The 12,877-nt window shown below is 69.8% G+C and carries 9 protein-coding genes; 3 read left to right on the top strand and 6 right to left on the bottom strand.

The genetic code is table 11. The annotated features are described in order from the left end of the window. Positions 1-25 precede the first annotated feature (25 nt). Positions 26-382, top strand: a complete 357-nt coding sequence (locus tag ACH4G3_RS03015; RefSeq protein WP_397622787.1) for a nuclear transport factor 2 family protein — start codon at positions 26-28, stop codon at positions 380-382. Here ACH4G3_RS03015 and ACH4G3_RS03010 read toward each other — a convergent pair. Then, complete coding sequence (locus tag ACH4G3_RS03010; protein WP_397622786.1) at positions 369-2,654, bottom strand: ATP-binding protein; 2,286 nt, start codon at positions 2,652-2,654, stop codon at positions 369-371. The two genes, ACH4G3_RS03015 and ACH4G3_RS03010, sit on opposite strands and share 14 nt — an antisense overlap. Positions 2,655-3,396: 742 nt before the next feature. Between ACH4G3_RS03010 and argG the strand changes: the two genes are divergently transcribed. Then, positions 3,397-4,851: an argininosuccinate synthase gene (argG, locus tag ACH4G3_RS03005; RefSeq protein WP_354749785.1), complete on the top strand. Its 1,455-nt coding sequence runs from the start codon at positions 3,397-3,399 to the stop codon at positions 4,849-4,851. Between the two features lie 97 nt (positions 4,852-4,948). Here argG and pntB read toward each other — a convergent pair whose 3' ends face one another. Continuing rightward, on the bottom strand, positions 4,949-6,382 hold the full coding sequence (pntB, locus tag ACH4G3_RS03000) for a Re/Si-specific NAD(P)(+) transhydrogenase subunit beta (RefSeq protein WP_397622785.1): 1,434 nt from the start codon (positions 6,380-6,382) through the stop codon (positions 4,949-4,951). Positions 6,383-6,388: 6 nt separating this feature from the next. Beyond that, positions 6,389-7,948, bottom strand: a complete 1,560-nt coding sequence (locus tag ACH4G3_RS02995) for a Re/Si-specific NAD(P)(+) transhydrogenase subunit alpha (RefSeq protein ID WP_397622784.1) — start codon at positions 7,946-7,948, stop codon at positions 6,389-6,391. Between the two features lie 299 nt (positions 7,949-8,247). On the opposite strand from ACH4G3_RS02995, the gene ACH4G3_RS02990 reads away from it, so the two are divergent. Continuing rightward, the gene (locus ACH4G3_RS02990; RefSeq protein ID WP_397623367.1) at positions 8,248-9,777 is read left to right on the top strand and encodes an MFS transporter; all 1,530 of its coding nucleotides are present in this window, start codon (positions 8,248-8,250) and stop codon (positions 9,775-9,777) included. Between the two features lie 53 nt (positions 9,778-9,830). Here ACH4G3_RS02990 and ACH4G3_RS02985 read toward each other — a convergent pair whose 3' ends face one another. From ACH4G3_RS02985 to ACH4G3_RS02975, 3 genes are all read right to left on the bottom strand, one after another. Next, positions 9,831-10,283, bottom strand: coding sequence for a VOC family protein (locus tag ACH4G3_RS02985; RefSeq protein ID WP_397622783.1), 453 nt, complete (start codon positions 10,281-10,283; stop codon positions 9,831-9,833). A gap of 64 nt (positions 10,284-10,347) precedes the next feature. After that, entirely contained in the window at positions 10,348-11,175 is an 828-nt protein-coding gene (locus ACH4G3_RS02980; RefSeq protein WP_397622782.1) for a helix-turn-helix domain-containing protein, read from the bottom strand. Between the two features lie 21 nt (positions 11,176-11,196). Then, a complete protein-coding gene (locus ACH4G3_RS02975; protein ID WP_397622781.1) occupies positions 11,197-12,858 on the bottom strand; it encodes a glycoside hydrolase family 13 protein in 1,662 nt (553 codons plus the stop codon). Positions 12,859-12,877 lie beyond the last annotated feature (19 nt).

Below are 12,877 nucleotides of genomic sequence, written 5' to 3'. Positions count from 1 at the left end.
GCATTCAGTGATAGGATCCTGCGCCATGAACAGAAATTCCGTCACCCAACTCGTCGGAAAGTACATCGCCATCTGGAATGAATCGGACGATGGCGCCCGAAAGGCTTTAGTGGACGAGGTATTCGCCCCGAACGCCACGTACACCGATCCCAACATCACCGCCGAAGGCGCAGCGGCGATCGGCGAGTACATCGCCGCCGCGCAGAAGAACTTCACCGGAATGCTCTTCACTCATGGCGCGGTGCTGACCCATCACGATGCCGTCCACTTCGCCTGGGAGGTCGGCCCCACGGGCGGGGCGCCGGTGGTGAGCGGGTTCGACGTCGCGACGCTCGAGGGCGACCGGATCAGCCGGCTGTACGGTTTCTTCAACGGCTACTGACACCTTCGCGAGGCGGGACCGCGGGCCCTCGCTCCCCCGCCACGGGGTCGCTCACCGAGTGGTCGCCGGGAAAGGAGTTCGTCCCGACGACCAGCGGCAGCGCCCGGAGCAGGCGCGCCCGCCTCACCGAGACGGAGTCGGGGTGGCCGAAGATGCGGTGAAATATCTGCCAGGTCGATTCGGAGATGCAGTCGCCTATGGTCACGATCAGGTTGTCGAAAAGCCGGGCGACGGCCTCGACCGACAATGCCTCGAGCAGGATTCGAGTACTGTTCGGCTGAGCCAGACCCCAGTGCGGGAACCTGCGGTGGAAATTCTCGTTCGCGCACGCCACCACCAGCAGCATGCCGGACTCACCGTGCGACCCGAGTTTCTCGATGAATCCGAGTGTCGCCTCGTCGGCGAGATGCAGGTCGTCGACGGCGATGACAATCGGGTGTTTTCGGGCGAGCTCGTGCACGAAGGCCTCTGCCTCGTGGACGGCACTTCCCGACCCCGAAGGGTTCCGCTCAGGGAACTCGGGCAGACCCGCGGGGTCGACCTCGCGGTGCAGCGAGCGCAGTTGCCGGACGACCGCGAGCGGGTCGATGCTCACTGACCTGCTCACCCGGTACTTCACGATCAGAGGTGCCGGCGTGTTCTTCTGCGAGACCAGCCGGCAGAACTCCATCAGGAGTCGGCTCTTCCCCGTCCCGTGGTCGCCGAGGATGGTCACCAGATGCGGGATGCTGCGCTGCTCGACGCGCTCGAACATGCGCTGCAGTATTTCCATCTCGTGGTCCCGGTCCATGAACGGCTCGGTGTCGACCGGATAGTCCACGGAGCGCGCCTCAGCGACCCAGTACGGGAGCTGCTCAGCGGCCATCGCCAGGTAGGAGACCTGGTCGGCGGTCAGCGACCGCGTCCGATCGGACACCCAGATCATGCCGACCGGAACCCGGGGGAATATTTCCCAGCACTGGTCCATGAGTGTGCCGTTGACCGACACCCGGCTCTGCTGCGGGGACGAGTCGGAGTGCCGCTGGAGGTCGCCCGTCGCCACCATGGCCCTGATGGTGAGCCCGTGCTTGTTCTCGTCCGACACGTCGAGGCTGTCGCGCAGGAGAAGGGCGAGTTGCGTAGCGCACGCGGCGCCCTCCCTCGGGTCGTCGAGGTCGAAGAGGGCGATCGTCGCGGAGCCCACGGACGCCAGTACTTCTCCGCCGCAGCACTCCACCCCGGCCCGGACCAGCGTGTGGATCCCGTCGAGAAGTTCATCGACACCGACCGGGTGCGCCGCGCTCGCCCCGGCCCCGACATGCGCGCGGACGATCATGACGGTGGCCTCACGCCGGTGCGACGGCGTCCGGGGCGGCGCCGCGGTGTGCGGCCTGCTCTGCGCGTCCAGCAGGTCCCGCGCCACTTCGGCCTCATCGGGACGTGCGTGCGGAGCGGGCCGGGAAACCGGGTCGGCCGTACGTCCTGCCCGGTCGGGGTCATCACCCGTGGCCGCGGGCTGGAAGAACTCGGTGAGCGTCGGATCGTGCGACAGGATCCGTTGCTGAAGGTCCCGCAACCACGGCCCGGGCTCCAGACCGAACTGGTCCACGAGTTCGGAATGCGTCCGGTTGTAGACGTCCAGCGCTTCGGTCTGGCGACCGGAGCGGTACAAGGCCAGCATGAGCAGTCCGCGGGCCCGCTCACGCAGGGGTTCGGTCTCCACCATCTTCTCGATGCCACCGATCAGCTCCCGATGGTGACCGCATTCCAGCATGGCTTCGAAATACAGCTCCTGGGCATCGATGCGCGAGTTCTCGACGATGTTCGATTCGGGCCAGACGATTCCCACTTCCGCCAGGTCGGCGAGAACGTCCCCACGCCACAGGTCCAGCGCGTCCCGCAGGATCGCGGCCGCCTCCGCCGGAAGGCCGTTGACCATCTTCTTGCGACCGAGTTCCAATTGGCGGTAGAACACATGGACATCGACCATGTCCTCGTCGATGCTCAACATATATCCGGGAGGCTGTGTGATAAGAGCGGGGAAAGGACCCCCCGCGCGCAGCGTTTCCAGAATCGACCTCAGCGACCAGACTGAATTGTGCAGGATTTTCCTGGCGGTGACGGGTGGCTTGTCATCCGGCCACAGCGAGTCCACTAACCGGCTGGCCGCGACCACCTGATTCGGCTCGAGCAGCAGGCGACCCAGCAGCGCGCGCTGTTTCACTCCGCCGAGAACGGCCCGTTCACCGCCTCGAACAACCTCGAGCGGACCGAGAACGCGAAACTGCACCATGATTTCTCCCCCAGTTTCCCTGGTCACAAAATCGCCCGCGCCAAGGAGCGCATACATTAGCTTCGGATCGCGAAACTGAAATGTTCATCGGCTCGTCATCATGCCGAGTCGACTCCACAGGCCGACTGCGGCGGCGACCGCACTGGACGACGTTGTCCATACGGGAGATGTCGTACATCAGGAGGCGAGCACCGGCAACAAACAATCTCTTAACGAGACGCCAACACCGCGCTCAACGTGAGGGCGCTACAGGAAACAGCGCGCATGAAATCGCACACCGAATGCGGGAAAGGCCCGGTGTGGTGCGTACAGCATTGGCCCCATTTAATCTACCCCCGTACCCTTGCAACACTTTCAACCACCGGCTACTATCCAGCGGTTCGACGCTGCGACAAAAGAATCGCCTGACGCCGGCGTTAATGTCAACCCCCTATTGACTCACAGGTCTCGACCGGGGATCATAGCAGGCTGCATTCGCCGCACACCACCGCTTATTCGGCCAGAATTGCACCGAAGACATCGCGGGATCGGCCGCCCGCAAGCCCTTTCATCTGACTTTTATAACGGTCATCCGCGTCCGAAATGGGCGTATGCGATCGCGCCCGGCATCCCCCGATTCCCGCGACCGTCAACCGGACCGAGAGGCCGGGGGCACACCCCGGCGCGAACCCCGGCCGGTCACCGGACGCCGAGCCCACGCGAGGCACTTGCATGATTATGCGTGGTGATACATACTCTTTCTATGTCCAAGGTCCTCACCTCCCTGCCCGCCGGCGAGCGCGTCGGCATCGCCTTCTCGGGCGGTCTCGACACCTCCGTCGCGGTCGCGTGGATGCGCGACAAGGGCGCCGTCCCGTGCACCTACACCGCCGACATCGGCCAGTACGACGAGCCCGACATCGCGTCGGTGCCCGGCCGTGCGAAGACCTACGGTGCCGAGATCGCGCGCCTGGTCGACTGCCGTGCCGCGCTGGTGGAGGAGGGCCTGGCCGCGCTGACCTGCGGCGCGTTCCACATCCGCTCCGGCGGGCGGGCGTACTTCAACACCACGCCGCTCGGCCGCGCCGTCACGGGCACGCTGCTCGTCCGGGCGATGCTCGAGGACGACGTCCAGATCTGGGGCGACGGCTCGACCTTCAAGGGCAACGACATCGAGCGGTTCTACCGCTACGGCCTGCTCGCCAACCCGCACCTGAGGATCTACAAGCCCTGGCTGGACGCGGCCTTCGTCACCGAGCTCGGCGGCCGCAAGGAGATGTCGGAGTGGCTGCTCGCCCACGGGCTGCCCTACCGCGACAGCACCGAGAAGGCGTACTCCACCGACGCCAACATCTGGGGCGCCACGCACGAGGCCAAGACCCTGGAGCACCTGGACACCGGCGTCGAGACCGTCGAGCCGATCATGGGCGTCCGGTTCTGGGACCCCGAGGTGGAGATCGCCACCGAGGACGTGACGATCGGCTTCGACCAGGGCCGCCCCGTGACGATCAACGGCAAGGAGTTCTCCTCCCCCGTCGACCTGGTCATGGAGGCCAACGCCATCGGCGGCCGGCACGGCCTGGGCATGTCGGACCAGATCGAGAACCGGATCATCGAGGCCAAGAGCCGCGGCATCTACGAGGCCCCGGGCATGGCCCTGCTGCACGCCGCGTACGAGCGTCTGGTCAACGCGATCCACAACGAGGACACCCTCGCCCAATACCACACCGAGGGCCGGCGGCTCGGGCGGCTGATGTACGAGGGCCGCTGGCTGGACCCGCAGGCGCTGATGATCCGCGAGTCGCTCCAGCGCTGGGTCGGCGCCGCCGTCACCGGCGAGGTGACGCTGCGGCTGCGGCGCGGTGAGGACTACTCGATCCTCGACACGACCGGCCCGGCGTTCAGCTACCACCCGGACAAGCTGTCCATGGAGCGCACGGAGGACTCCGCGTTCGGCCCGGTGGACCGGATCGGCCAGCTCACCATGCGCAACCTGGACATCGCCGACTCCCGCGCCAAGCTGGAGCAGTACGCCGGCATCGGTCTGATCGGCACCGGCAGCCCCACCATCGGCGCCTCGCAGGCGGCCGCGACCGGTCTGATCGGCACCATGCCGGAGCTGCCGCAGGGCGGCGCCGAGGCCATCGCCTCCCGGGGCGAGGTCTCCGACGAGGACGCGTGGCTGGACCGCGCGGCGATGGAGTCCGGCACGGACTGACCAGCGCCCTGGTCTGACGAAAAGGCCGGCTCGGCACCCTCGGTGCCGAGCCGGCCTTTTCGTCGTACGGCCGTCGTCAGCTCAGACGGACCGCCCTTCAGCGCGTGGTGCCGGCCATCTCCCGGACAGGCGCGTCGAGGGCGTCCAGGCTGCGCAGGATGTCCTCCACGCGCTGCTTGGCGTCGCCGAAGAGCATCTGGCTGTTCTCCCGGAAGAACAGCGGATTCTGCACACCGGCGTACCCGGCGGCCATCGACCGCTTGAAGACGACCACGTTGGCCGCCTCCCACACGTGCAGCACCGGCATCCCGGCGATGGGGCTGGCCGGGTTGTCGGTGGCGGCCGGGTTGACGGTGTCGTTGGCGCCGATGACCAGGACGACCGAGGTGGCGGCGAAGTCGTCGTTGATCTCGTCCATTTCCAGGACGATGTCGTACGGCACGTTCGCCTCCGCGAGCAGCACGTTCATGTGCCCGGGCAGCCGGCCGGCGACGGGGTGGATGCCGAAGCGCACCTCGACGCCCCGTTCGCGCAGCTTGCGCGCCAGCTCCGCGACCGGGTACTGGGCCTGGGCGACCGCCATGCCGTAGCCCGGTGTGATGATCACCGAGGAGGCGTCGCGCAGGAGTTCCGCGGTCTCCTCCGCGCTGATCTCCCGGTGCTCCCCGTGCTCCCCGTCGTCGGCCACTGCCGCCGGGGTGCCGAAGCCGCCCGCGATCACCGAGATGAAGGACCGGTTCATCGCCTTGCACATGATGTACGACAGGTAGGCACCGGAGGAGCCGACCAGCGCGCCCGTGACGATCAGCAGGTTGTTGGCGAGCAGGAAGCCCGACGCGGCGGCGGCCCAGCCGGAGTAGCTGTTGAGCATGGAGACGACCACCGGCATGTCACCGCCGCCGATGGAGGCGACCAGGTGCGCGCCCAGGGCGAGGGCGATGACGGTGACCGCGATGAGCAGGCCCATGTTCGGGCGGACCACGAACGCGACGGTGAGCGCGACGAAGGCGACCAGGGCACCGATGTTCAGGACGTGCTTGCCGGGCAGCGTGAGCGGGCGCGAGTTGATGCGCGCCGAGAGCTTCAGGTAGGCGACGACGGAACCCGTGAAGGTGACGGCGCCGATGAACACCCCGATGAACACCTCGGCGTGGTGGATGCCGAGCAGCGAACCGGTGAGCTCGGCGTCGACGTCGAGGTAGCCGTTCCAGCCGACGAACGCGGCGGCGAGCCCGACGAGGCTGTGCATGATCGCGATCAGCTCGGGCATGCCGGTCATCTCGACCACCCGGGCCCGCCACAGTCCGATGCCCGCGCCGATGGCGGTGGCGAGCGCGATCAGGACGAGACCCGTCGCGGTGATGCTCTTCGACGCGAGGCCGACGGTGGCGGCCAGGGCGACGACCATGCCGGCGATGCCCCAGACGACTCCCGAGCGGGAGGTCCGGTGCTGCGAGAGCCCGGCGAGGCTGAGGATGAACAGCAACGCGGCGACGACGTAGGCGGCTTCTGAGGCCGTGACTGTGGTCATCCGTGATCAGCCCTTCGAGAACATGCCGAGCATCCGGCGGGTGACGGCGAATCCGCCGAAGATGTTGATGCTCGCCAGCAGGATCGCGGCGAACGACAGCACGGTGACGGCGGTGTTCCCGTGCCCGATCTGGAGCAGTGCACCGACCACGACGATCCCGGAGATGGCGTTGGTGACCGACATCAGCGGGGTGTGCAGCGCGTGGTGCACGTTGCCGATGACGTAGAAGCCGATGACGATCGCCAGCACGAACACCGTGAAGTGGCCGATGAGTTCGCTCGGCGAGAAGGCCGTCACCAGGAACAGCGCGAGCGCCCCGGCCCCGACGAGGGCGTACGAGGACCACGCGGGGCGGGCGGGCTTCGCCGGTGCCGTGGCGGGCGCGGCCGGTTCCGTACCGCCGGCCGGGGCGGGTGCGGGTGCGGCGGACACCTGGACCGGGGGCGGCGGCCAGGTCTTCTCGCCGTCGCGGACCACGGTCATCGACCGCTGCACCACGTCGTCGAAGTCCAGCACGAGCCGGCCGTCCTTGCCCGGGGTGAGCAGCTTCATCAGGTTGACGACGTTGGTGCCGTACAGCTGCGAGGCCTGGGCGGGGAGCCTGCCGGGCAGGTCGGTGTAGCCGATGATCGTCACGTCGTTGTCGGTGACGACGGCCTTTCCGGCGACCGTGCCCTCGACGTTGCCGCCCTGGGCCGCCGCCATGTCGACGATCACGCTGCCGGGCTTCATCCGCGCGACGTCCTCGGCGGTGACCAGCCTCGGCGCCGGGCGGCCCGGGATGAGCGCGGTGGTGATGATGATGTCGACGTCGGCGGCCTGCTCGGCGTACAGCTGCGCGGCGAGCCGGTCGTAGTCCTCGGAGGTGGCCCGCGCGTAGCCGTCGGTGCTCACCTCCTGCTCGACGCCCACCGTCAGGAACTCCCCGCCCAGCGAGCGCACCTGCTCGGCGACCTCGGGCCGGGGGTCGGTGGCGCGGACCACGGCGCCGAGGCTGCGGGCGGCGCCGATCGCGGCGAGTCCGGCCACGCCGGCACCGGCGACCAGCACCTTGGCGGGCGGCACCTTGCCGGCGGCGGTCACCTGGCCGGTGAAGAACCGGCCGAAGGCGTGCGCGGCCTCGACCACGGCCCGGTATCCGGCGATGTTCGCCATCGAGCTGAGCACGTCCAGCGACTGGGCGCGCGAGATACGCGGCACGGCGTCCATGGCGAGGACGGTGATGGGCCGCCGCGCCAGCTCGTCGACCAGTTCCGGGTGCAGCGCGGGGCCGATCAGCGCGATCAGCGTCGCCCCGTCCCGCAGCCGGCCGATCTCCTCGCTGGAGGGGCCGTTCACCTTGAGCACGATCTCCGCCTGCCACGGGTCGCCGAGCCGGGCTCCCGCCTCCTCGTAGGCCGCGTCGGAGAAGCGGGACGAGGCCCCCGCCCCCGGTTCGACCACCACCTCGTAGCCGAGTGCTGCGAGTCTTCCCACGGTGGCCGGCGTCGCCGCCACCCTGGTCTCGCCCGCAGTGGACTCGGCGGGTATGCCGATCCTCTGGGGTTCCGGTTCCGCTGGGACCATCGTCTGCCTCTCCGTCTGTTGGGGTGCCTGTCCTCCTTGGTGCCCGCATCCTGCACGCTCGACGCCGTGTCCGTGGCGGACCGTGGTCACATGGCCGACGAGGTCGTCCTCACACTGCCGAGGGGTTGCCGTGGGACGCTTTCGGGGGTATCGCTGCGACTGCCGGGACGCAAGAGTCCTCTGATGCGTCAGGGCCGAGCCGGGCGCAGACTGAGAGCGTGAGCAGCACGCGCCCGGGGCGCGGCGGACCCGCGTCCCCCTCCCGAACGGTGCCGCAGCAGACTGTGGCGCTGGCAGCGATGATGTTCGCCGTCGCCATGACCTTCATCGACCAGACCATCGTGTCCATCGCGGCACCGGACATCGTCCGCGAACTGGGTCTGTCGTCGTCCGGCATGCAGTGGGTGGTGAACGCCTACCTGCTGTCCCTCGCGGCGTTCTTCGCCCTGGGCGGGCGCCTCGCGGACCTCTACGGGCCGCGCCGGATCGTCGTGATCGGCACACTGGTGTTCGTCGTGTCGTCGGTGCTGTGCGGCTGCGTCCCGGCGGGCGGCGCCGCGCAGGCCTGGCTGATCGTGTTCCGCGCCACCCAGGGGCTCGGCGCGGCACTGCTCTTCCCCGCGGCGCTCGCCGTGGTGGTGGCGGTGTTCCCGGTCGAGCGACGCGGACGTGCCCTCGCCCTGTTCTTCGGTGTCTCCGGCGCCCTGACGGCCCTCGGCCCGCTGCTGGGCGGCTGGCTCACCGCCTGGACCTGGCGGGCGGTCTTCTGGGTCAACGTGCCCGTGGCGATCGTGGCGCTGGTCCTCACGGCCCTGGCGCATATCTCCGACCGGCGGCGGTCCGGGACCCTGGACGTGCCCGGCGCCGCCCTGATCGCGGTCGGCATGGGCCTGAGCGTCCTCGGCTTTCAGCAGGCCTGGTCCTGGGGCTGGGACAGCTGGGCCACCTGGGTGTGCATCGCGGGCGGGCTCGCGGTGCTCCACGGTTTCGTCCGGTTCGAGCACCGGGTGCGGCATCCGCTGATCGACCTGCGGGTCTTCCGGGACAAGGCGTTCACCGTGGACGCGGCGGTGCTGTTCTTCGCGATGCTCGCCTTCGTCCCGGTGTTCTTCTTCAGCTCGGTCTACGCCCAGGTGTCCCTGAGCGCCTCGCCGAACCAGGCGGCCCTGTTCCTGCTGTACTTCTTCGCGGGCTTCGCGATCGCCTCGCAGTGGGGCGGCCGGATCCTCGACAAGCAGGGCGCCCGCCCGGCCCTGAAGCTGGGCACCGCGGTGGGCTGCGCCGGGTTCGCCCTGTGGGCGAGCAAGCTCACCGACCTGTCCATGCACGACCAGTGGCCTTACGCGGCCCTGGCCGGGGCGGGTATCGGCTTCGTTCTCGCGCCCGCCTCGACGGACGCCGTCAACCGAGCCATCGGCGCCTCGTACGGCGAGGTCACCGGCATCACCCAGACCGTGCGCAACTACGCGGCGAGCGTGGGCCTGGCCGTCTACGGCACCGTCCTGACGCACGTCACGACCGACAAGGTCGTGCAGACCCTGCGAGCCCGCGGCATGCCCGCCGGCGACGCGGACGCCGTGGCCCGGGACATCACCGAGTCGGTCACCGGCAACGGCGACTCCCGGCCGCCCACCGGCACCGGCCCCGCAGCCGAGGCGGCACGGGACACGATGAGCGCCGTCCGCATGGACTTCGCCGAGGCCAACCAGTGGGTGTTCTACGGCATGGCCATCGCCCTGGGCATCGGGTTCCTGTGCGCCCTGCGCCACCCGGGCGGCCGGGCGGCCACGACCGCGACGGCGAAGGAGCCGGTCGCACAGGCGCACTGACGAACCGCCCGGCGACCGTACGGCGAAGTCGTCAGGCCCGTTGGGCGAACTCGTCAGGTGAACAGCTCGGTCGTGCGCTGCTGGATCTCCTCCGGGGTCAGCTCCTCGATCGTCTGGGAGATCATCCAGAGATGGCCGAACGGGTCGGCGAGACGGCCGCCGCGCTGCCCGTAGTGCTGGTCGGCGACGGGGTACACCACGCTCGCCCCGCCCCGCAGCATGGCCTCGGCCACGGCGTCGGCATCGGACACGTCCGGGGCCATGATCACCGGGCTGCCGCCGAGCGAGTCCGGCGCCGGATCGCTCTCGTCGGCGTCCTTGACCGCGATCACCGCCTCGCCGAGCCGCAGCATGGCGTGCACGATCTTCCCGTCGGGGCCGGTGTACCGCTCGGTCTCCTCGGCGCCGAGCGTGGTCCGGTAGAAGTCGATCGCCCGGGGCCCGTCGGAGACCACGAGCCGGGCGTAGAGCCGGGTGAGGGTCGGATTGCCGGTTGCGTTCGTCATGCCTTCACGATCGCCGGTCGGGGCGGCCGTGGATTGTAGAAAAAGGCCGGCCGGGCAGGACCCGTCACCCGCCGAGCGGAACGTGGTTGCGTTCCCCGGGCGAGCGCGGCCTGTACGCGGTCGGGGTGATGCCCGCGAGCGCGCGGAACTCGTGGATCAGGTGCGCCTGGTCGTGGTAGCCGCACTCCGCGGCCAGGAGCGCCCAGTCCGGTCGGCCGGACCCGGCGTTCACCCGGCCGAGCAGCCGCTGGAAGCGCCGTACCCGCGCATAGCGTTTCGGCGGGAGTCCCAGCTGTTCGGCGCAGCTGCGGGCCAACCGCCTGGAGGTCCAGCCGAGCCGGTCGGCGACCTCGCCCACGGGCGTTCCGCGGTCGAGCAGCGCCGCGGCGAGGCGGACCGCCGGGTCGGGCTCCAGGGGACGTCCCGCCCGCCGCAGCAGGACCGCCTCCACCTCCCGCAGAGCCGCCTGCGGGCCACCGGCGGCCATGGCCTCCAGCATTCGCTCGCGCAGCACCGCGCCGTCCGTGCCCCACAGCTCGTCGAGCCCGGCGAGCCGGCCCTGGACCGCACTGACCGGGGCGGTGAGGAACGGATACGCCCCCGCGGGACGGAACGCCACCCACACGACGGCACGCTGCTGCGCCGGGTCGATCACCGCCGGCTCCGTGTACGGCCCCTGCAACGCCGCACCCCGGGTCCGCCGGTCCGACGAGGACAGGGTGTCCCCGTCGAGGTTCACCAGCAGCTGCGCCCCGCCCGTCGGCAGGGCCAGCTCGGCGGAGTGCGCGAACCGTCCCTCGACGTAGCCGAGCGCACCGATCAGCGGCGCGAGCGCCGGCGCCGACGGCCGGACCGTGAGCGAGACGGGAATCTCCTCCGCCGTGCGAGCCATGCACCCAGCCTAGGATCTCCGCTACAGCGCCAGCCACACCGCCTGATCGGGCCCCAGCCGGCCGTCGTCGAGCGGGCCGCTCGCCAGGAGGAGCTCGGAGTGTGCGGGCAGTTCGTACGGCTCGCCGGAGAGGTTGACCACGCACAGGAAGCCGGGCTCGCGGCTGAAGGACAGCACTCCCTCGGGAGCTTCCAGCCACGTCATCGTGCCGTCGCCGAGGGCGGGGTGCTCGCGGCGGATGCGCAGGGCGGTGCGGTAGAGCTCCAGCATGGAGGCCGGGTCGCCGGTCTGGGCCTCGGCGCTCCATACGGCCCAGTCGGCGGGCTGTGGCAGCCAGGGTCCGGCGGTCGCACCGGCCGGGCTGAAGCCGTAAGGGGCCACCTGGCCCGACCAGGGGATCGGGACGCGGCAGCCGTCACGGCCGCGGTCGGTGTGGCCCGAGCGCTCCCAGATCGGGTCCTGGAGGGCGGACTCGGGCAGGTCCTCGACTTCGGGGAGGCCGAGTTCCTCGCCCTGGTAGACGTAGGCGCCGCCGGGCAGGGCGAGCATCAGCAGGGCGGCGGCCCGGGCGCGCCGGGTGCCCAGGGCCAGGTCGAGGGGACCGCCGGGCTCGAACCGGGCGTTGACGATCCAGCTCCGCGAGGCGGTACGGCCGTAGCGGCTGGGGTGGCGCATGACGTCGTGGTTGGAGAGCACCCAGGTGGCGGGTGCGCCCACCGCGCCGAGCATGGCGAGGGAGTCGTCGATGACGGCGCGCAGGTCCTTGGCGTCCCAACCGCACATCAGGAAGTCGAAGTTGAAGGCGGTGTGCAGGCCGTCCCGGCGGACGTAGGCGGCGAGACGTTCGGGGGTGTCGGCCCAGGCCTCGGCGACGAAGGAGCGGTCGCCGGGGAACTCGTCGGCGACCTTGCGCCAGGCCCGGTATATCTCGTGCACCTCGTCCCGGTCCCAGTGCGGATGGTCGAGATGCCGGCGGATCTCCTCCCGGCGGGTGAGCGGGCCCGTCACCGCGGGTTCCGCGCGGGGTGGCAGGTCGGGCAGCTCCGGGTGCTTGATCAGGCCGTGGGCGACGTCGATGCGGAAGCCGTCGACGCCCCGGCTGAACCAGAACCGCAGGATCGACTCGAACTCCGCCTTCACCTCGGGGTGCTGCCAGTTCAGGTCGGGCTGCTGGGGAGCGAACAGGTGCAGGTACCAGTCACCGTCGGGCAGCCGGGTCCAGGCCGGACCGCCGAAGCAGGACACCCAGTCGTTGGGCGGCTCGGTGCCGTCGGGGCCGCGCCCGGGCCGGAAGACGTAGCGCTCGCGTTCCGCACTGCCGGGACCTGCCGCCAACGCCGCCTGGAACCAGACGTGCTGGTCGGAGGTGTGGTTGGGCACGATGTCGGGGATGACGCGGATCCCGTGCTCGTGGGCTTCGGTGATGAGCTGTTCGGCGTCGGCGAGGGTGCCGAAGCGGGGGTCGATCGCCCGGAAGTCGGCGACGTCGTAACCGTGGTCGGCCATCGGCGACTTGTACCACGGGTTGATCCAGATGGCGTCCACGCCGAGGGACTTCAGATACGGCAGCCGGGAGCGGATGCCGGCGATGTCGCCGACGCCGTCGCCGTCGCCGTCGGCGAAGCTGCGGATGTAGACCTGGTAGATGACGGCACTGCGCCACCAGGGTGCGGTGGGGGACACGTGGCTCCTTGTGGAAGAC

It is taken from the genome of Streptomyces afghaniensis (genome assembly GCF_044327915.1).
GTDB lineage: Bacteria > Actinomycetota > Actinomycetes > Streptomycetales > Streptomycetaceae > Streptomyces > Streptomyces afghaniensis.
The sequence above is the reverse complement of the archived record's forward strand: the minus strand, read 5'-3'. Positions and strand labels throughout refer to the sequence as shown.